The organism is Bacillus sp. FSL K6-3176 (assembly GCF_038003325.1).
Classification (GTDB): Bacteria; Bacillota; Bacilli; order Bacillales; family Bacillaceae; genus Bacillus; species Bacillus altitudinis.
This window is the reverse complement of the sequence record NZ_JBBOOX010000001.1, coordinates 1715326-1736759: the sequence shown is the minus strand read 5'-3', so window position 1 is coordinate 1736759 and position 21434 is coordinate 1715326. Positions and strand designations below refer to the sequence as shown.

General features: G+C 40.6%; 16 protein-coding genes. 3 read left to right on the top strand and 13 right to left on the bottom strand.

The window, feature by feature from the left end; genetic code table 11:
• Positions 1-39: 39 nt before the first annotated feature.
• Both MHB38_RS08905 and MHB38_RS08900 read right to left on the bottom strand, forming a co-directional pair.
• Positions 40-489, bottom strand: coding sequence for an OsmC family protein (locus tag MHB38_RS08905; protein WP_008344017.1), 450 nt, complete (start codon positions 487-489; stop codon positions 40-42).
• Between the two features lie 76 nt (positions 490-565).
• The gene (locus MHB38_RS08900; protein ID WP_007499447.1) at positions 566-1300 is read right to left on the bottom strand and encodes a poly-gamma-glutamate hydrolase family protein; all 735 of its coding nucleotides are present in this window, start codon (positions 1298-1300) and stop codon (positions 566-568) included.
• A 584-nt stretch (positions 1301-1884) separates the two neighbouring features.
• Here MHB38_RS08900 and MHB38_RS08895 point away from each other — a divergent pair.
• On the top strand, positions 1885-3210 hold the full coding sequence (locus MHB38_RS08895; RefSeq protein ID WP_046343570.1) for a S8 family peptidase: 1326 nt from the start codon (positions 1885-1887) through the stop codon (positions 3208-3210).
• A gap of 89 nt (positions 3211-3299) precedes the next feature.
• Here the strand turns inward: MHB38_RS08895 and MHB38_RS08890 are convergent, their stop codons facing one another.
• From MHB38_RS08890 to MHB38_RS08880, 3 genes are all read right to left on the bottom strand, one after another.
• Positions 3300-4448, bottom strand: a complete 1149-nt coding sequence (locus MHB38_RS08890) for a Rap family tetratricopeptide repeat protein (RefSeq protein ID WP_046343569.1) — start codon at positions 4446-4448, stop codon at positions 3300-3302.
• A 165-nt stretch (positions 4449-4613) separates the two neighbouring features.
• Positions 4614-5363 (bottom strand): poly-gamma-glutamate hydrolase family protein, encoded by a 750-nt coding sequence (locus MHB38_RS08885; protein ID WP_046343567.1) that lies wholly within the window; start codon positions 5361-5363, stop codon positions 4614-4616.
• A 314-nt stretch (positions 5364-5677) separates the two neighbouring features.
• Positions 5678-6151: a CarD family transcriptional regulator gene (locus MHB38_RS08880; protein ID WP_007499456.1), complete on the bottom strand. Its 474-nt coding sequence runs from the start codon at positions 6149-6151 to the stop codon at positions 5678-5680.
• Between the two features lie 589 nt (positions 6152-6740).
• On the opposite strand from MHB38_RS08880, the gene MHB38_RS08875 reads away from it, so the two are divergent.
• Both MHB38_RS08875 and bslA read left to right on the top strand, forming a co-directional pair.
• Complete coding sequence (locus tag MHB38_RS08875) at positions 6741-7142, top strand: hypothetical protein (RefSeq protein ID WP_029575494.1); 402 nt, start codon at positions 6741-6743, stop codon at positions 7140-7142.
• A 125-nt stretch (positions 7143-7267) separates the two neighbouring features.
• Positions 7268-7804, top strand: a complete 537-nt coding sequence (gene bslA, locus MHB38_RS08870) for a biofilm surface layer hydrophobin BslA (RefSeq protein ID WP_017359045.1) — start codon at positions 7268-7270, stop codon at positions 7802-7804.
• A gap of 520 nt (positions 7805-8324) precedes the next feature.
• Here bslA and mutL read toward each other — a convergent pair.
• From mutL to MHB38_RS08830, 8 genes are all read right to left on the bottom strand, one after another.
• Positions 8325-10226, bottom strand: coding sequence for a DNA mismatch repair endonuclease MutL (gene mutL, locus MHB38_RS08865; RefSeq protein ID WP_046343564.1), 1902 nt, complete (start codon positions 10224-10226; stop codon positions 8325-8327).
• Between the two features lie 22 nt (positions 10227-10248).
• Positions 10249-12825: a DNA mismatch repair protein MutS gene (gene mutS / locus MHB38_RS08860; protein WP_341003117.1), complete on the bottom strand. Its 2577-nt coding sequence runs from the start codon at positions 12823-12825 to the stop codon at positions 10249-10251.
• 124 nt (positions 12826-12949) lie between these two features.
• On the bottom strand, positions 12950-13495 hold the full coding sequence (gene cotE, locus MHB38_RS08855; protein ID WP_007499466.1) for an outer spore coat protein CotE: 546 nt from the start codon (positions 13493-13495) through the stop codon (positions 12950-12952).
• Positions 13496-13743: 248 nt separating this feature from the next.
• On the bottom strand, positions 13744-14178 hold the full coding sequence (locus MHB38_RS08850; protein ID WP_008344661.1) for a RicAFT regulatory complex protein RicA family protein: 435 nt from the start codon (positions 14176-14178) through the stop codon (positions 13744-13746).
• Between the two features lies 1 nt (position 14179).
• Positions 14180-15706, bottom strand: a complete 1527-nt coding sequence (gene miaB, locus MHB38_RS08845; RefSeq protein WP_007499471.1) for a tRNA (N6-isopentenyl adenosine(37)-C2)-methylthiotransferase MiaB — start codon at positions 15704-15706, stop codon at positions 14180-14182.
• A 157-nt stretch (positions 15707-15863) separates the two neighbouring features.
• Positions 15864-17045 (bottom strand): glycine C-acetyltransferase, encoded by a 1182-nt coding sequence (locus MHB38_RS08840; protein WP_123766738.1) that lies wholly within the window; start codon positions 17043-17045, stop codon positions 15864-15866.
• Positions 17042-18106 carry an L-threonine 3-dehydrogenase gene (gene tdh, locus MHB38_RS08835; RefSeq protein ID WP_135227151.1) on the bottom strand — a complete coding sequence of 355 codons (1065 nt, stop codon included), beginning with the start codon at positions 18104-18106 and terminating at the stop codon, positions 17042-17044. The genes MHB38_RS08840 and tdh overlap by 4 nt, the downstream gene beginning before the upstream one ends.
• Before the next feature lie 176 nt (positions 18107-18282).
• Positions 18283-21327: an efflux RND transporter permease subunit gene (locus MHB38_RS08830; RefSeq protein WP_135227152.1), complete on the bottom strand. Its 3045-nt coding sequence runs from the start codon at positions 21325-21327 to the stop codon at positions 18283-18285.
• Positions 21328-21434: the final 107 nt, after the last annotated feature.

Here is a 21434-nt window from a genome sequence, read left to right as displayed (position 1 = left end):
CATTTTCTCCATTAATCAAGAGAAAATGACTTTTTTGTCTTAATGACCCGCTTTGATGGTTTCTTCTAAAGAAATATGGACATTCCCTTGCACAGCTCTAGAGATCATACATGAGCTTTCAGCTTTATGTGCAAGCTTACGAGCTCGTTCTATGTCCTGTGCAGTAGCAGACTCTTTGAGAATGATGACAGGACGGTGAATGATTTTCTCATATGTAAACACACCGTTTGTCACATCGACAACTGCCTCAGAGCTCATCGATAGATCCTCTTTCTCTAATTGAATCCGCTCCATCATGGCTGCAAGTGTAATGATATAACATGTGGCCGCTGCACCTAGGAGCATTTCATCTGGATTTGTTCCAATACCCGGTCCATCCATTTCTTTTGGAATGGAAATCTCCGTCTTTAACTGTGCACATTCGATTGTCCCCACATCGTTACGCAGACCAGGCCAGCTTGCCTGAAGATGAAAATGATGACGCGCCATATCTGTCTCTCCTTTTGTTATCACTTTTTATAGTGTAACAAGAATTCACCTTGCTGTCTTAAGATGTGCACCATCCTTACGTATATTCTTCATCCAGCACCGTTCGAATCGCCCTGACATACCGGTAGAACGTCTCGTTTTTTGTACTCGATCGCTGCCGAAAATCGAAACTGTCAAATAACGCTTCCCGTTGACTTCTACTAATCTCAAGCTGTACACTTTGCCCTGTTTTTGTAAGATTATTAATATTATGATTGCTCGTTCCGCTTAGGGTTGCGTGTGCAACTGCAAGTTCAGCAGAAAAACCGTTGCGCTCTAATGAGTTCACAATTTTTTCAGCACGGTCATAGTCTGTTCCGCCAACAAGGGTGTGGTCAATTCCCGGCTCCCCTTTATATCCATGAACAGCTAATACATAATCATGTGCTTTTGCCTGTGCGACTCCGATTGGTTCATCGAAGTTTGTACTTGTAATATGAAGTTCTGATGCATTTTCTCTAAAACCTTCAAATAAGTACGTAGAAAAATCGTTATCAAAAAAATGGACAATCTCACTAACGCCGCCTTCGATTCTCCCGCCATGAGGCGACATCACTAGAAGACGGCTGCCGGGCACTGGATTGGATGTGATTTGATAATGATCTGTTGATTCATTCTCTTCCAGTTCTTTAAAATTTCGATACATATCATTTGAACCGCTTTCGTCTTCTCCACCTGATGACACTGGCTCATCATGTTCCTGTGCTTGCATGGTATAATAGACGCCCCATCCGATGACAAGCAGGAGAAGCAAAGCAAAAAACTTCTTCATTCCCGTTCTCCTTTAACAGATTTCTAAGCCGTTTCTATGATTAATATTGAATCATCATTTCTTTTCATTTTTTCCACATTTTCTCTTCAAATTTGATCATAACACTCTAGATCATGAGATTCCTCAAAAATAAGATAATTGCATTTATATACACAGAAACGCCTCTCCTGATTGAAAACAGAGTTAGAATAGTATGACAAACAAATGAAGTTATGTTTAAAATGACCTAGTCCTACCCAGTCTGTTTTCTTTAATTCGTCTTTTTTTTATGCTGATTTGGTTTTTTTCATCTGGAATGAATCACATTTGTATGAGCATTGACCCTGTCTAGAACCCCCTTTTTTCTGCAGAATCCTCTGTTTTACTGGTTCTCTAAGAAGAACTCTCCCACCTATCATCGGCAGTTTTGATATGATTTCCACCTTTTTCTATTATTTTACAAAATGTAAACGCTTTTTCTTTTTGGATGAAATGAGTCAGACGCCAATATGAACAAAAGAAGGGACAAGAATCCGAACGAAGATGCTGTCATGTTCATAACGTAAGAGTGTACGAGAATTGATAGCTAGAATGGAGGGCATCACATGTTTGGATTTTCCATGGTACAAATGGTCAGAACACATGCTAGTAAATTGGATCAACCTTTAAGAGAGACCGTCCTTCACCTCTATAAACCTTTTAAGTGGACACCTTGTTTTCTTCATCGTTTTTTTGAAGGTAGGTTAAAGAAGAGCAAGAAGCTTCGGGTCATCATTGAATTTAAAGAAGATGCAGTCGAAGCAGGTATTCAAAGCACAAAGCAGCTATTGAAAAAAAGCAGAAAAACAAACATCAAAAAACATTTTTCACACATTGACTGCTGCGCAGCTGATCTTACCCCTGCTGCTTTAGAGGAACTCTTAGCGAATGGGGAGCATATTCGCAAAATATATTTAGACAGACAGGTACATGCACTGCTGGATGTGGCGACACAATCAAGTCATGCGGATGAAGTCGTTCGAAATGGCACGACCTTAACTGGCGAAGGCATTACGGTTGCGGTCGTTGACACAGGCGTATACCCACATGAGGACTTAGATGGAAGAATTCGCGACTTTGTAGATTTAGTCAAACAAAAAACGAAACCTTATGATGATAACGGTCATGGAACGCATTGCGCTGGGGATGTGGCTGGAGACGGAGCTGCTTCAGGTGGCTTATACAAAGGTCCTGCTCCAAAAGCCAATATCATTGGGGTGAAAGTGTTAAATAAACAAGGAGCTGGATCACTTTCTACTATTATAGAAGGTGTTGAATGGTGCATACAGTTCAACGAAGACCATCCTGACGACCCAATTCACATTATCAGTATGTCACTTGGCGGCGATGCGCAGCGTTATGATGACGAACAAGACGATCCGATGGTGCGCGCTGTCAATGCGGCTTGGGATCAAGGGATTGTCGTATGCGTTGCTGCTGGGAACTCCGGCCCTAACAGTCAAACGATCGCCAGCCCTGCCGTGAGTCAAAAAGTCATTACAGTCGGAGCCTATGATGATCGAAATACGCCCGAATCAAGTGACGATGTCGTGGCACCATTTTCGAGCAGAGGTCCAACGGTCTATGGTGAAACAAAGCCCGACCTCCTCGCACCAGGAGTCAATATCGTCTCTCTTAGATCACCAAGATCATTCCTAGATAAACTAGATAAATCAAGCAGAGTCGATGATGTTTATACGACGTTATCTGGCACTTCGATGGCGACGCCTATTTGTGCCGGAATCTGCGCACTATTATTAGAGCATTCATCAGATTTAACTCCTGATGAAGTCAAAACTTTATTAAAAGAAAATACAAGCAAGTGGTCTGGAGAGGATCCAATGATTTACGGAGCAGGTGCCATCGACGCAGAAAAAGCAATCCAAGAATAAATAAAAAAGCCCTTTACGTTTTTCGTAAAGGGTGTTGTTTTATCTGTTTTTATGTGTGAAGTCTTTCTTCTACTTGAGCAGCTGACATGTTATGCTTCGTTCTCATACATCTCATCTCCTTTTTGAATGTGCGTACGCGCTTCGATCACAATTTCAAAAAAAGTGGAAGATTCCTTGTACATGCCGCGTTCCTTATAATAATTAGCCGCATCAAGTGCCAATTCCTCTAAATCAGCAAACATTTTTTTGTTTCGTAGTCCCAAAAGGGCTGACCTCAATTGTTCCCAGCTGTCTGTTTCTATATAGAGTGCCTGTAAAAATTGGAATTTCAATTGATAAATTTCATCTCCCAATATAGAGGCCTGATTCATGCCTTCCTTTATAGCCTCACTCGCTCGCTCCATATCTTCGAGTTTAAAACAAGTAAGAGCCAGTGAAAACAATGATTTGATCATCATTGCAGCTTGATCTTTTTGATAAAGTGAAATGGCTTGTTCAAAGAAGACAGTCGCTGTATGGTAGGTTCCCATACTATAATGACAAGTTCCTAAGTTATTGAGGGCCATCGCCTTAAAATAAGATGTGCATTCTTTTCTTTCCATTGCTTCACACACTTTTAAAGCTTTTTCTAAATAAGGGAGCGCTTTTTGATGCTGACTTACATCAATCCAATTACCTGCCATCACAAAATCGCATTGAATGCTTCTTTTTCCATAAAGCTGATGTTTCTTATAGATGTCTCTCGCTTTTTTCGCATAATGCATAGAAAAATAGGTTTGTTTCATATGATAGTATACTTCAGCAATTTTATAATAAAATTCCGCTTTTTCGATCTCATCTGTCACTAAGATCAGCTGATGTTCCGCATGCTTATAATAGGAAATGGCTTCGATATACCGGTGCTGGATAAATGCATACATTCCATGGAAAAAATGAAAGTAATAGCCCAATAAACCCGTCATCTCATCTTCTGCCTCTTCAATTTCTTTTGGAAAAGAAACCGCTTGAAGCGATTCATTCCCTGCATGGACTGGCGTTAAGTGCTGAAGCATCATTTGATGGCGAAAATCCATGAGAGAATAATAGAGTAATAAATCTTGATCTTCTTCCATCTCATGAATGTCTTCTTCAACAAGGCGCTTCATATCGTTTGCCTGATCGACTTCAAATTTGCAAATATGTGTGTACCATTGATTGATTTTTACACCTACTTCGGAAGATGGTATTTTGTGTGCCATCCACTTCAGCCCCATTCTATCATATCAAACTGATAACTATTATTTTACATAATTTATGATTTTAAGGCAAATTGTCATTTATTTCATATTTTATGTTGTTTTTGCACATTTCTATCTTTTTTACCAAGTTTAAAGAGAGTACTTTTGCCCATCAAAACCTTTTTTCTACGAAGAAGGGTCGAATTCTCTAAGCACTTCTTTTAAACCACTGACATAGCGACTAAATGCTTTTTTCTTTCCTTTTCTCGTATCAAAGTTGTCAAAAAAGGCTTTTCTCTGCGCCGTACTAATTTCTAACTGGACACTTTCGCCACTGGCATTTTGATTATTAATGTTGTTTGGATCCGTTCCAGAGAGGCGCTCGCCTTTTTGCACGAGCTCTGCGGAGAAGCCCCGGTCTTTTAGTTCTCGCACAACCGCTTCTTGCATTTTTTCGTTTGTCCCGCCCACAAGTGTATGTCTTCTATCACTTTTATAGCCGTGGATTGATATAGAAAAGGGATATGTTTTAATCATTTGAACCAAAATCGGTTCATCGAATTTTGTACTAGTGATATGCAAGTCACGATTGTTATCTTGTTTTGTCCCTTCAAATAAATACGTAGAGTACTTCTTTTCAAATGCTTCTACAATTTCACTTGTTCCTGGTTCAATTTCGCCGCCGTGAGGAGAAAAGACAAGTAAGTCACTTCCCCCTTTTTCATGAAACTCTATCTCATAGCCGTCTCTTTCATGCCGTATAAGCTGTTTAAAACTATCATATTGATCCCCTTTTTTTCGCTCTTTCTTATACTTTTCTACTTCTTCATGATGTTGTTTTTGCTCTTTATTTTCTTGGATAGAATGGCTGCATTTCACCATTAAAAGAGCACACAGGATGAGAAAGATGAATCCACTTATGAGTAGTCTTTTCATTTCACCGCTCCTTTTCATTCTCTTCGATGTCATCTTATCGCATTATTTTACTATCAATCGCTAAAAGAATTCAAAGAATGTCCGGCTCCTTTTCATGAATCAGGAGAACTTACCTGTTTTTTTATGTTGCCCTAGGTATTTTCGGCTTCTTTCAAACGGTTCATGTGCAAGTAAAAACTAAATCCTATGACCTCATTTTAGTTTTAGTCAAAAACACCTACAAAATTGGGAATTTTCATCTTTTTTCAAATAAAAAAGCTGTAAACAAAAGGAATATCTCCTTCTGTTTACAGCCAGTCTCTGTATATCCAGCATTAAACTCTTAATTCATTCTCTAATGCTGTCAGCACTTCATCTTGCGACATGCCTTGTGCAAGTGAAATTTCGCTCACTAACATGCCCCGTGCATCTTCAAGCATCTTCTTTTCACTAGAATTTAAGGCTTTTTTCTGATTACGTCTCATCAGATCTTTGACAACGTCTGCGCCATCTTCAATCGAACCTGTTTTTAGCTTTTTCAGATTTTCATCATATCTTTGCTTCCAAGTAAGCGTGTCGTCGTTTGTTTCTTCTGCAAAATTGTTCATCACAACTTTCAGCGTAGCTTGATCAGCTACCGGACGTATACCTAGTTGATTGATTCTGCCTTTTGGGACCATCATCTGCATATTCGGCATTTGAATCAGAAAATATTCCTGCGTCTTACCTAAAATCTCTTTTTCTTCCATTCCTTCAATCACACCGGCTCCATGCATTGGATAAACAATTTTATCACCTATTTGAAACAAATCCGCCACCTCCGAAAGTATTCACAATATCATTATAACACATTTCAGCAGAGGATAAAAATTTATATTTTATCATGTTAATTTAGCACTAGTCAATTCTTTTTATTTGAGTTTTTAAAGAATTAGCCTTTTTTTACAAAAGGAGCGCCACCATCCAGTCCTCGTACACCTTTCTTGCATATACTAGCATTGAGTCACATTTAGGAGGGATGACAATGTGCAAATGCAAGAGCAAACATTCCCACTCAAAATGCTATAAAAAGCATGACGATCATCACCATATGGATCCGTGTGAAAAAAAGAAGTTTTATCATAAAAAAGATGATTGGTTTGAGAGCGATTTTTGGGATACTTCAAGAAGTTACGATCCCCATTATTTTCCTAAAAGTGTCTGCAGCAGATGTAAGAAGCGTCGCAGAAAAAGACATAGCTTCTCATTTTAGTGCTTGACGCTGCACCTGCTTTTGTTTTCCCGGCTGAAAAGCCGGTTTTTTTGTTGCATGTCGTTCTTTTCTTTCATATGGATAGGCTCATGAAACAGGTGCAGTTCATAAGATATGGCAACCTGAAAAAAAGGATGAGATACAAAATGAACAATATGAATAACCAAACCAACCATTACCATCAAGGAAATCCCTATCACACGTTTGAAAATGTGTATACAGCCAATCATGAGCATATGATCGCACCAAACATGCATGACCCTATGAATATGCCAAATCATTATCATACCGGTAAAAAAGATGCTTATAGCGGACACCATCCGCATCATCATTCAGCCTATTCCCCTTTTATGAAGCAGTATGAACCCTATTCAAATGTACAGATGAACGATCACCATCACTTCGGTCACTACGGCAATTATGGTATGGCTCCCTACCAGCCATATGGCTATCATGATATGCAGATGATGATGCCGGCAAATCATCATATGACAGGAAATGCTTACGGAATGAACCAACCAAATGCATTCCTACCCCGTTATTACTAAAAAACAAGCAAAATAAGGGTATAAAATACCATTTAATGACATATGGGAATATGGTAACCTTATAGGTAAATAATGGATGTAATCATCTATTATTTACCTATAATCAACCAAGGGGGAAGGAAGAAATGAAGAAAACATGGACAATCATTATGATGGGGATGCTTACATTGGTCATGGCACTCTCAGTACCGCTAGCCGCATCAGCTGAAGGGGCTAAAACAGAGGAAGGCAAAGCTTCAACAAATGCACGACCAGCTGCCCTTTATGCAAAAATCACAGGAGCAAGTAAACAGGAATGGTCTTTTTCTGACATTGACCTGACTTACCGTCCAAATTCTGTTCTTAGTATTGGTGCAGTTGAATTTACTTTACCAGCAGGTTTTCAAGCCACAACAAAGGATATTATCAACGGAAAAGCATTAAAAGACAGTTACATTTTGAACAACGGAAAAACTGTTCGCATTCCAGCTCGTTTCGATTTATTCGGAAGTTCCCAATATACATTACAACTTTCTCATAAAGTACTTCCTGCTGCAGGTACATATACGTTCCGCGCAGAAAATCGTGCGATCAGCATCGGTTCCACATTTTATGCAGAGGATACGATTGATATTAATAAACGGCCAGTTGTCGTCACACCGCCAAATCCTTGCGGATGCTAAACAAAAAAGCGCTCTTAGAGCGCTTTTTCTCATTCATCACAACCCTTGCCGCTGTGCTTACTGCATTTTATATAATTGTTACACCATATCTCATTATGGTCTGTCATCATTTAGTTGGCAAACCCATATATGGCGTTTTTTATTATTATTTTTACTCTTTTAGTTTTTTAAAAATCACAAATTGATATACGCCAAATAGTAAGGTTAGAATCATAATTGCGGTAAATAGTTGGTCGATGGAAGCAAAAAATATACGACAAAAAAAGATAAAAGCAAAACAAAGTAACCTATATTGAACGCTTTTTTGAATGTCATCATATTCCCTCCTTTTTACAATCATATCACGCTTCACCTAATCGTATAACCAAATAACAAAAACCCCTATCCATTTGAGGAAAGAGGTTTATCCTTACAACATGACAGCGGGTGTTTATCTTCACATCACAAAAACACGAACCAAACTATCGGATTGAAAAATTAATTGGTGGGCAAACCGATTCACCCACCATCTTAAACCTTGCTACATGACACGTTTAAACATCTTCTCCATTTCATATGTGGAATGATGAATCATAATCGGCCGGCCATGCGGACATGTAAATGGGTCTTGTGTTTGCCGGAGTTCATCTAATAAGGCTTTGATTTCATCGTGACGCAAATGACGATTTGCTTTAATCGAGCCTTTACAGCTCATCATGATCGCCGCTTCTTCTCTCAGTTTCTTGATGTCCACACGCTTTTCATCAAGTACTTGCTGAATGATTTCTTCGATGAGTTCAGCCTCTTCCCCTTTAGGAAACCACTGCGGATGCGATCGTACGATATAGCTGCCTGATCCGAATGGCTCTAAGAAGACCCCTACTTTTGCTAAAATATCGATATGCTCTTCAATAATCAACATATCGTTTTTTGAGTAGTGAAAGGTTAATGGAACAAGCATTTCTTGCACTTCCTGTTCAATGTCTCCTACCTTTTCACGAAAGTACTCATACTTGATTCGCTCTTGGGCAGCGTGCTGATCGATGATATAAAGACCGCGTTCATTTTGAGCCAAAATATACGTTCCGTGCATTTGTCCAATCGGATACATCACAGGGACACGTTCACTTTCAGCCTGATGCTGGGCTGCACTGTCTTCCAGTATCACTTCGTCATGTTGTTCATGCGAAGCTGCAGATTCCTCTACATATACATGGTCAAACGTTTCTTCAGACGATGCTGGTAAAGTCGCTTCCGTACTTTCCGGTTCACGCATCCCGTATGTGTCGTTCTGACTGGTCTCGTATACAGCCGATTCGAGCGAGTCCGGCTCATAGGAAACCGGTGTTTCCATTCGGCTTTTCATTGTTTGTTTAGAATCAAAAGATAAAGACTGCTGCTCATTTTTCACTGCTGGCATTGGTGCTTTTTTTGGCACTGAAGCACTTGGAATGAGCTGCTGTTTTTGAAAGACGTCCTTAATCCCTTGTTTGATCAATTCATGAAGTTCCTGCTCTTTACTTAGTCTTACTTCAAGTTTAGAAGGATGTACGTTCACATCGACTAAAATTGGGTCCATCTTCATCTCAATAAATGTAATCGGATGGCGTCCGATCGGGAGGAGTGTATGGTATCCTTCATGAATGGCTTTCACCAGCGGGAAATGCTTGACATATCTGCCGTTGACAACAGAAGACATATAATTACGTGATGCCCTTGTCACTTCTGGTAAGGAAATATAGCCTTTTACTTCAAAATCAAGTGATTGTACATGTAGTGGCAGCATTTTTTTGGCCACTGCCGTTCCATAAATGGACGCAAGCACATGCCGCACATCTCCGTTTCCATTTGTTTGAAGCAGCACTTTTCCTTGATGTCGCAAACGAATCGACACTTCTGGATGAGCAAGTGCAATTCGGTTCACAACATCAGAAATGTTGCCAAGCTCCGTATGAACAGTTTTCATGTATTTTAGACGGGCTGGCGTATTATAAAATAAGTTGGTGACCACAATTTCGGTGCCGCGACGGCCAGAGGTTTTTTTCTCCGAAATGATCTTCCCGCCTTGGAGAGCTAAGTGTGTTCCAGCACCTTCACCGGTACTTGTCTTCATTTCTAAGTGAGAGACAGAGGCAATACTTGGCAGCGCCTCCCCCCTGAAACCGAGCGTCCTGACACGAAACAGATCATTTTCATCTTTGATTTTACTCGTCGCATGACGCTGAAAGGCGAGCTTACAATCTTCAGCATCGATTCCCACCCCATTATCAATAATTCTAATAGAAGAAAGTCCTGCTTCTTCTACATCGATTTCAATGACAGTACTACTAGCATCGATCGCATTTTCCACGAGCTCCTTCACAACAGAAGCCGGACGTTCGACCACTTCACCAGCTGCAATTTTATTTGATAGGTCATCGGATAACTGAATAATCTTTGCCATTTCTTGCTCACCTCACCTTACATTATAATTTCTTTTGCAATTCATATAGCTTTGTCATCGCTTCAAGCGGTGTCATATCCATTAAATTAAATGACTTCAATTCTTCGATCACTGCTTGATCTTTGTTTTTCAGCAAAGGTTTTGTTTGCGGTTTTTCTTCCACTTCAAAGAAAGAAAGCTGCTGTTTTTCCTCAGCCAGTTCTTTTTTCGGGGCTTTAGAGACGCGCGGAATCACTTCATGTGATCCGCTCTCAAGCTCCGTTAAGATGGTCTGAGCTCGATCAATGATCGCATCAGGCAGTTCAGCAAGCTGCGCTACATGGATGCCGTAGCTTTTATCCGCTGCTCCTTCTTTGATTTGATGTAAGAAAACAACTGTCCCTTCATGCTCTTCAGCTCGTACGTGGACATTTTTCAGCTCGCTTAATTGGGATTCAAGTACCGTCAGTTCATGATAATGAGTGGAGAAAAGGGTTTTGGCACCAATATGATCATGCACAAATTCAATGATTGCCTGCGCAAGAGCCATTCCATCATAAGTGCTTGTCCCCCGTCCAATTTCATCAAATAAAATCAAGCTGTTCTTTGTCGCATGTACCATCGCATTTTTTGCTTCAAGCATCTCTACCATAAAAGTACTTTGACCAGAAATCAAATCATCTGCCGCCCCAATGCGTGTAAAGATTTGATCAAAAATCGGAAGGGTTGCCTTTGATGCTGGCACAAAACAGCCGATTTGCGCAAGAATCGAGATCAATGCCATTTGTCTCATATATGTGCTTTTCCCTGACATATTCGGACCAGTAATGAGCAAGGTTTGTCTCCCTTTGCCCATTTGGCAGTCATTCGGCACATACTCTTGATGATCCATCACTTTTTCAACAACAGGATGACGACCATCAATGACTTCCACTTCATCTGATGAAAATTCAGGGCGAACATAACGCCGTTTTTCACTCACAGTGGCAAAGCATTGCAGCGCATCAAGCTCACTCATTTGTTTTGCAAGCAACTGTAATCTAGGAATATAGGCTTTTACTTGTTCCCGAAGCGCAGAAAATAGTTCATATTCCAATTCACTAATATTTGATTCCGCCTCAAGAATAAGGGCTTCTTTTTCTTTCAATTCAGGTGTAATATACCGCTCTGCATTGGCAAGGGTTTGTTTTCTTTCATAACGACCTTCTTCTAATAAATGCGTATTTGCCCGGGTCACTTCGATATAGTAGCCAAACACCTTATTAAAGCCGACTTTCAACGAACGAATGCCTGTATATTCTCTTTCTTGTTGTTCAAGACGAGCGATCCAATCTTTCCCGTTTCGGCTCGCATCACGATATTCATCTAATTTTGCATTGTAGCCGTCTTTAATCAAATTGCCTTCTTTTAACGTCATCGGCGGATTCTCATAAAGAGCATCTTCTAATAAATTAAGTAAATCACCGCATGGGTCAATGTCATTTGCTCTAGATTTTGCCATTTCCTCCGGGAGAGAATGGACAAGCTCTTTAATAGCCGGCACTTGCTTGAGAGATTCTTTCAATTGAATGAGATCACGGGCATTCACATTTCCAAATGCCACACGGCCCGCTAGACGTTCAAGATCATACACTTGCTTTAAACGTTCTCGCAGATCCTCTCGCTCAAAGAAATGTTCCATCAAAATTTGCACCATTTCCTGGCGTTCTTTGATTTGTGAAAGGCGGATGAGCGGACGATCGATCCATTGCTTCAGCAATCTTCCGCCCATTGCCGTTTTTGTTTCATCTAAGAGCCATAATAAAGAACCCTTCTTGCTTTTTGAACGGATGGTTTCTGTTAATTCAAGGTTTCTTTTTGAGTAAAGATCAATTTTCATCGTTTGTTCAAGCTGAAACACTTGAACTTGCTGAAGATGATCAAGACTCCTTTTTTGCGTTCTTCTTAAGTATGCATAGAGTGTTAAAAATGCTATTTTCAGATGTTCGTCAAGATGAGCAACGAGTCGTTCCGCTTCATCTATTAATTCAGCGCTATCTTCGTATGAGATGGTCGCTTGGCAGCGTTCCTTCAGGGTTTTCACCGTTTCTTCATCGAGCTGCTTTGATACCACAATCTCTTTTGCACCGACAGAATAAATTTCAGACACAACTTCATCTAACCGTTCAATGAAAGCCGCCATGTTTTCACCTGTTGATAAATCGGAAAGCGCAAGACCGTAGCCATTTTGAAAGCTGGAAACAGACGCGATAAAGTTATTTTCGTTTTCATTCAGTCCTTTGCCATCCATGACCGTACCTGGTGTAATTAGTTGAACGACCTCTCTTTTGACCACACCTTTTGCTGTTTTAGGGTCTTCCACCTGCTCACAAATGGCGACTTTATAGCCTTTTTCTATCAGTTGTTCTATGTATGCAGACGCAGAATGATATGGAACACCACACATTGGAATCGTCCCGCCATCCCTGCTTGTTAACGTAATTTCTAATTCTTGTGCTGCTTCTTTTGCATCATCAAAAAACATTTCATAAAAATCGCCTAAGCGAAAAAATAAAAAGGCATCTTGGTAATCTGCCTTGATCTTTAAATATTGCTGTATCATGGGCGTATAACTTGCCATATTTCTAATCCCTCACTATATTACTTTCGAATTCATACCATCTTTCATTATAGCATAAAAATTCACCTTTTTTCCCTAGATCAAAGCACAAAAAAACTAGGGAGATATGCGCCCTAGTCATCAATTACTCTTCTGGATCACCCGCGAGGAATTCTGGATGAATATCTTCTAATTCCTCATCCACTTCTTCTTCCCATTCGTGATCATCTTTTTCTTTCCAGCTTGAATTGACTTCTACAACAATTTTGGTTTCCCCTACTACTTCAGCAATGAATTCACGCTCTGCTTGAACGACAATTTTATTGCCATTTGGAGAAATGGTGACTTCTAAGCAATTGGGCTGCTGTAAGACTTTCGCAATCACTTCGTGCTCATCATCAAGGAAGTTTTTATCTTTATATCTCAGTTTGATGATATCTACATATTTTACACGTTCTGTGACCACTTCGGTTTTCGTGTTGTCTGCGTAAGAATACCACACGTTAATATCAAATGTACCTTCAATCTCAACTGTTTTACCGACCTTTTCAGCATCGTACTTATGATTAATGATCCAACCGCCTAGGATGCTGGTTGGTTTTTGCGATGGAGAAATGGTGTGTGTGCTTTGGGTAAATTTCCTCCCTTTTGCGACCACCGCTTTTGTAATAATTTCTCTGTATTCAGACATTCCGGCATGCCTCCTTGTTCTTGATCGTTTTATCTTATGCTGGGCATTCGTCTAGTGTGTCACGATTTTGAGTCTCATGTTCAATTAAATTCATTTCTGTTTCAGTGTATGCATGGTCGCCCATAAACTTGCCTTGAAAATTGGAAAAGTTGGAGAATGAGAGATTGGGGTTGATGGAAGCTGAAGGAGAAAGAAGGTATGCAATTCTTACATCAGAAAACAAAAAACCCCGCATCTGCGGGGTTTTCTCATTTAATGGAGCAACTTGGGGATGAGTTTTTCACTTTTGAACCGGTTTCTCCTAATAAGAGGTCACCGCCGGTTGAAAGAATGATTTCATCCGTTACTTGATTAGAAATCGTGTGCGCTACAAGCTGAAGCAGGGAATTAACCTCTGTTTGTGATTCTTTGAATTCTTGAATCACTGGGATCTCATCCAGTTCTTCTTGCAGGGCATCAATTTTTTCTTCCACTTGTTTTAAGGCTTCATGTTTGCCATAATGCTTTAAATTCACAGCTTGCTTTTGAAGCGCCTTAATTTGATTAATGATCGCTGCAATTTTTGTATTTTCATTGATTTGCGCTTCTGCTTTTTTGAAGAAATCAACTTCTTCTGTTTCAGAAATCATTTTCGCGAGCTCTCTTGCGCGCTCGACAATCTCTTTCTTTGAATAAAGCGTCATTTTAATTCACCTCGATAGCTTCTCCAACCATTTCTCCGTCAAGAGACCAAGTTTTGGCTTGTGTGATTTTCACTTTGACGATGTTGCCAATCGCTTCTTTTGGTGCTTTAAAATTCACAAGCTTGCTTTTACTTGTATATCCGGCTAGGATCTCAGGGTTGTTTTTACTTTCACCCTCTACTAATACTTCGACAGTCTGCCCTTCATATTCCTTCATTTTTTTCGCAGAAATTTCATTTACGAGTGCATTCAGGCGCTGCAGACGTTCTTTTTTTACACGCATTGGCACGTTGTCTTTCATATTGGCTGCTGGTGTTCCTTCTCTTGGAGAGTAAATGAACGTATAAGCCGCATCAAACTCAACCTCACGATAGAGGGAAAGCGTCTCTTCAAACTGCTCATCTGTTTCATTTGGGAACCCAACGATAATGTCCGTTGTTAATGAAGCATTTGGCATTGCCTCTTTGATTTTGCGCACTAGGTCAAGGTAACGTTCACGGTCGTATTTTCTTGCCATGAGTTTCAGCACAGAAGAACTTCCTGATTGAACCGGCAAATGAATATGATCGAGAAGGTTTCCGCCTTTGGCAAGCACTTCAATTAAGTGATCATCAAAGTCACGCGGGTGGCTTGTTGTAAAACGGATACGTGGAATATCGATTTTACGCAGCTCATCCATTAGGTGACCAAGACCATATTCCATGTCTTCAAAATCTTTTCCATACGCATTCACGTTTTGACCAAGAAGGGTAATTTCTTTATATCCTTCTGCTGCTAAGCGTCTGACCTCTTGAATAATTTCATCCGGACGGCGGCTTCTTTCCTTACCGCGCGTGTAAGGGACGATACAGTATGTACAGAATTTATCACAGCCGTACATAATATTCACCCAGCCCTTAATTTTTCCTTGGCGGGCTCTCGGAAGATTTTCAATCACATCGCCTTCTTTAGACCAAACCTCAATGACCATTTCTTTTGAAAGGTAGCATTCAGATAATAGCTCTGGCAGGCGGTGAATGTTGTGGGTACCGAAAATCAAGTCAACAAATGGGTGTTTCTTTAAAATACGGTTAACGACCGATTCTTCTTGCGACATGCATCCGCAGACGCCTAAGATTAAATCTGGCTTTTCACGCTTTAATGCTTTTAAATGACCAAGCTCTCCAAACACTTTGTTTTCTGCATTCTCACGAATGGCACAAGTGTTTAATAAGATGACATTCGCATCTTCAGTCGAATTTGTTGGTTCATAACCAAGCGCCATAAAAATACCAGCCATCACTTCTGTGTCATGCTCATTCATTTGACAGCCATATGTGCGAATATAAAACTTGCGGCCGTTTCCTAACCCTTGAAAACGCTCGTCAATTTGAAATTGATTGTATTCGACTTCTTCTTTACCCCGTTTTTTTGCATCTTTTAAGGAAGGCGGAATGTACACAGCTTCAAAATACTGGCTGTAGTCCTTCTCGGATTTTTTGTCCGATGAACTTACTTGTCCGCTCGCTTTTCTCTGCTCTTCATTCATGAATTTGTACTCCTTTCAAACCAAGCTCCACCCTACAGTATAGACTATTTTGTCGTGAAATGAAAATAAATTCATATGTGTTTTTTCTATGAAAAATGTCTATCATCTGGACAGTCATCAATACTCTTGATCAAAAGAAAAGAGAGCCTCAGCTCTCTCAATCAAGTATATTCAGTTTTTTTGCTTCTTCTTCGATGATTGTCAGTGCACGGTCAAGCTCTTCTTTTGTGTGCTCTGCTGTGATGATGGCTCTAATTCTCGCTTTTCCTTTCGCTACAGTTGGAAAAGCAATGCCTTGAGCGAAAACGCCGCGCTCGATTAATGCTTTTGAAAACCGGAAAGTGAGTGCCTCGTCTCCAATCATCATTGGAATAATAGGCGTTTCTGTTGGTGCCACCTCAAATCCAAGACCGATGACTTTTTCTTTAAAATAGGCAGCGTTCTCCCAAAGTGTTTCAATGCGTTCCGGTTCGTCTAACAGCACTTCAATGGCTTCTTCACAGGCTCTTGTGACAGCCGGCGGATGTGAGGTGCTGAATAAAAATGGTCTTGCTTTATGTTTTAAGTAGTCGATTAAAACGGCAGAACCAGCGACGTAACCGCCTAGCACACCAACTGCCTTACTAAGTGTGCCAACCTGAATATGCACTCTGCCGTCAAGTTGAAAATGATTCACTGTTCCGCGCCCATTTTCACCAAGTACTCCAGACGCATGGGCATCGTCTACCATCACAAAGGCATCATATGTTTCTGCAAGTCTTACAATCTCAGGAAGCGGTGCAATATCTCCATCCATTGAGAACACACCATCTGTCACGATAAGACGGACGCGGTAATTCATCGATTTCTTTAAAATTTTCTCAAGCTCTTCCATATTAGAATGAGCATATACTTTTTTATCTGCCTTTGTTAAGCGAATCCCATCGATGATTGATGCATGGTTCAGCTCATCTGAAATGACAATATCATCTTTTGTGAGAATACTGGATAAGACCCCTTGGTTGGTCGTAAAGCCTGATTGGAATACAAGGGCTGCCTCTGTCTTTTTAAAAGCTGCGAGCTTTTTTTCAAGCCGTTCATGCATTGTCATCGTTCCAGCAATGGTTCGTACAGATCCTGTTCCAGCACCGAATTCATCAATCGCCTCTTTTGCCGCTTTCATCAGCCTTGGATGTGAGGTGAGACCTAAGTAGTTATTTGAAGAGAGTTGTATGACGGATTGTTCATTTAGTGTCACCGTGGATGATTGTTTGGAATCGATTTCTTTCAGTGTTTGATGGGTGCCTTGCTGCTTCATTGTGTCTAATTCATCTTGTAAATACGTAAATTCTTTCATCATTTCGTCCCCCTTTGATATGATGGCATGATCAGTACGACCTTCCCGCACATACCATTTCTCATGAGTTCAAATCCCTTTTCAAAATCTTCAAACGGCAGCGTATGAGTGATAACCGGCTGTACATCAATGGTATTCGTTCTTAAAAGTTCAGATACTTGACGCCACGTCTCAAACATTTTTCTCCCCGTGATCCCTTGCACGGTTAATCCCCTAAAAACAATTTGATTCGTAATGTCAATGGTTACCGGCCGCTCTGGCAAACTTAGTATATTCACTTTCCCTCCATTTGCACAAGCTTCGAGTGCTTGATTAATCGCAACGGGATGTCCTGACATCTCACACATCACGTCTGCCCCTTCCATCCGCGTGAGCTGCTTGATCATGGCAACAGGATCATCTTTTCCGATATCCACGATATGATCTGCACCCATTTTACGGGCAAGATCCAGTCTGTATTCATTTTTATCAACAGCGAACACTTGGACAGCCCCGGAGGCTTTTGCAACCGCAATCGCCATTAAACCAATGGGCCCGCAGCCAAAAACCGCCACTGACTTTCCTGAAACAGGTGTATGCAGAACTGTATGAACAGCATTTCCAAGCGGTTCTTGAATAGATGCAAGTTCCACTGGCATTTGAGCTGGATTATGCCACACATTTTGTTCTGGTACTTTGACATATTCAGCAAAACAGCCATCAATGTCGACCCCTAAAATTTTCGTTTCGCTGCACAAATGCTGCTGACCCGTTAAACACATATAACACTGATTACAGACAATATGCGTCTCAGCCGATACAAAGTCCCCTACTTTTGCTCGTGAGACTTGGTTCCCCGTTTTGACAACTTCCCCTGTGAATTCATGACCAAAAATGTACGGTGCTTTGACTCTCCCCTTCGCCCAATCATCCCAATTATAAATATGCACATCCGTTCCGCATATTGATGTAGCCTTTACCTGGATGAGCACTTCATGATCCCTTATTTCTGGAATCGGCATTTCCATCATCGCCGCTCCGTAAGCGCTTTCTTTTTTAACAATCGATTTCATCGTTCCACACATGACGTACAACCCCTTTGTTAAAAAACTTCTCCCAATCCGATCTTATCATGTCTTATTTTAGGCGTAAATACCACTGTCTTTCAGGAGAAGACAAATGAACACTCCACATATTTTTTTAGGTATTTTTCTAAAAAAAAAGCAAATCTCCTTTTATTCGGAGATTTGCTTTTAAGTTGTCAGCGTTTTTTTGAAACGGCTACATATAAAGCCGGCACAATCAGTAGTGTCAGAATCGTTGAGAAAAAGACACCTGATACGATGCAGATCGCTAGCGGCTTAAAGAGTGGGTCATTACTTAAAGCAACGGGCATAAGAGCGACAAGTGCTGTAAATGCTGTCAGCAAAATAGGTCTAATCCTTGCTCTCCCCGCTTCAATCACAGCTGCCTGTTGATCGAGACCTTGCTTGCGCCGCTGTTCAATAAATTCAAACAAAACGACTGCATTTCGGACAACAATACCTGCCAATGATACAATCCCCATTGTGGCCATAAAGCTAAACGGCGTTTGAGTGACAAATAGTCCAATAATGGCGCCGGATATCGCTAAGTAAACCGTTCCAAGAACTAAAAGCGGAAGCAGGAGTGAATTGAACTGGAAAGCGATGGTCACATAAATGAGCAGAAGGACTACCCCAAATAAGAGACTAATTTCAATAAAGAATTGAGTTTGATCTTCATTTTCTCCGCCCTGAGAAATGGTCAAATTCTTCGCCGCATCGCTTTTCCCAACTTCATTTACGACTTCCGTCATATCGTCTTTAAACGTATCTGATGCACCAGGATATGCCTTTAACGTGATCGTCGGCATCCCGTTTTCATGCGGAATGCTTTCAAATTGCTCTGTTTCTTTTTCTTTTACGTATCGGCTAAGCGGCTCAAGCTGAGGCATGCCCTCCTCATTTGCACTCACAGGCACCTTGATGTCTTTTAGCTTCAGTCCGTTTTGATGTGTGCTCATGTCTTGTTTCACTACGAGGTCGATGTCATCTGTTCCTTGTTTAAAGGTGCCTAATGGAATTCCTTCTGTAACAAGGCCGAGCTGTCTGCTGACAAACTGAGCAGTGAGCCCATCCTCTGCCATTCGGTCACGATTTAATTCAAATGAGATGGTTTTCACCGGCTGATTGACATCGTCTGTGATCAGGCTCGCTCCGCTTTCTTTCATTTCTTTTGTGAGCTTCTCTTTCACATCAACGAGTTTTGAAAATTGTTCTCCTGCAACAGTGACGGTCACAGGCGCTCCCGTTGGTGGTCCTTGAACAATGGTTTTCATAAAGATATCAGCATCTTTAAATTTCTTTCGCAATGGCTCTGTCATACGATCGATCAATGCCTTGCTTGTCATCTGCTCATTGTCTACTCTGACAACAACCTGACCCGTATGATCACTTGCGTTTGAGATACTTTCATTAAACAAGTTCGGCACTCCGCCGCCTGCAAAAATGGCCGTCTCTTCAATGCCTTTTTGCTGTTTGATCTCTTGTTCAATTTTCTCTAATGTTTCATTCGTTTTATCTAAGGTTATTTCACTTGGCAGTGTCACAGTGACAACCACCTCTTTCTTATTCGCCGCAGGGAAAAACTCAAATGGTGTGGCGAAAATAAGCAAAAAGGCAAGTGTGGCAACGAGCAAACCACTTAATCCAATGAGAAGTGGTCGCTTCACGATGTTTGTCAGTATTCGATCTGCATAAAAATCGGCTAATCTTTTTAATGGTTTGCCTAAAAAGCCCGGTTCTTTTTGAATCTTCTTGTTCTTTCTTTTTCGGTTTGCTGTATATTGATACACGGGCACAAGTGTCAATGAAATGACCATTGACGCAAGTACAGTTGTGACTAGAACAGACGGTAACGCTCGAATAAATGAACCGTTCGCACCAGAAAGGAAAACAAGCGGCAAGAAGGCAAAGACAACAGCCAGTGTTGACGTCAAAATGGATCCAGCCACTTCTTTTACACCTGCAATTGTTCCTTTAAGCGGACTTTCGTATTTTTTCATCTGCCTTAAAATATTATCGTTGACGACAATGGCGTCATCTACAAGTATCCCTAGCGCAATGATAAAGCCAATAATTGAAATTTGATTAAGGTCCACTTGTAAAAACGGCAGCGGGATGGTTCCGATCGTTATGGATAGCGGAATCGCAAGTGAAACGATAAACGCACCACCAATGGTTAGACCAAGTGTGGTGACGACAATGACGGCGATGACGGCCACGATCGCTTCTTTGATTAAATCGTTAAAAATGGCATCTACTTCACTTTTTTGTGAATAGTAGTCTATCCAATCCACACCATTTGGCAGCTCTTTCTCTTTTTCAATGACCGCACTGACTTTGTCATACATTTTAGGAATATCCAGTCCTGGCTTGATATTGACTGTAAATGAATAGGCTGGCTTTCCGTTATATGAAACGATATCACTTTTCTCTTTTTCTACTTCTTTTAAACGACCAAGCTGACCGATTGTAACAGGCTCTCGGCTCATTTTTGAGAAGATCTCAATCTTTTTGATTTGATCTAAACGATCATAGGCATCAATGGACAGCTTGACCTTTTCTCCAGCTGCCTGGACGTCACCTAGAGGGGATGTGTCAAATTCTTGATTGATGGCATTTGTGACATCAGTCACGTTTAACCCGTTATCCTCCAGTTTACTTGAATCCAAGTTCAATATTGCTTGTTTGTCATTGAACCCTTTGATGACGACTCCATCAACACCTTTGATGTCCTCCACTTTTTCTTTTAACGCACGCAGCGATTCCTGACTTTTTGCTAAATCAGATGAGTTACTTGCTACAATCATATAAGAACCAACTGGCACGTTGCCAAACTCATCCTTTACATCTGGCTCCATCACACCATCTGGAAAAGAAGAGGCGGCATTTGTGGTTTCACTCTTGATTTGACTTGCCACCTTTTGAAAATCGGCTTGATCATCAATTTCAAGCACAATATTTGAGAAACCAATAGCAGAAACAGAGCTTGTCTTCTCTACACCATTGATATCAGAAATGGCCGACTCAAGCTTATTGGTGACATCACTTTCTACCTGTTTTGCATCTGCACCAGGGAAAACAGTCGAAATGGTTACAATATTCGCTTGAAACTCTGGCAGTTCTCGTTTAGGAAGCTGTGTAAACAAATAACCTCCAGCAATGAGAACGATAAAAAATAAAATAAAAACAAGCTTTCCTCTTTTTAAAAAAGCTTCAACCATTATTTCACCTACTTAAATATTTATTTTTGATGAAGTATTTTCAACTTAATCTTAATTTATCATCATGGTGAAAAAATGCAAGCTCTAATATGTCATTTTCTATCTAT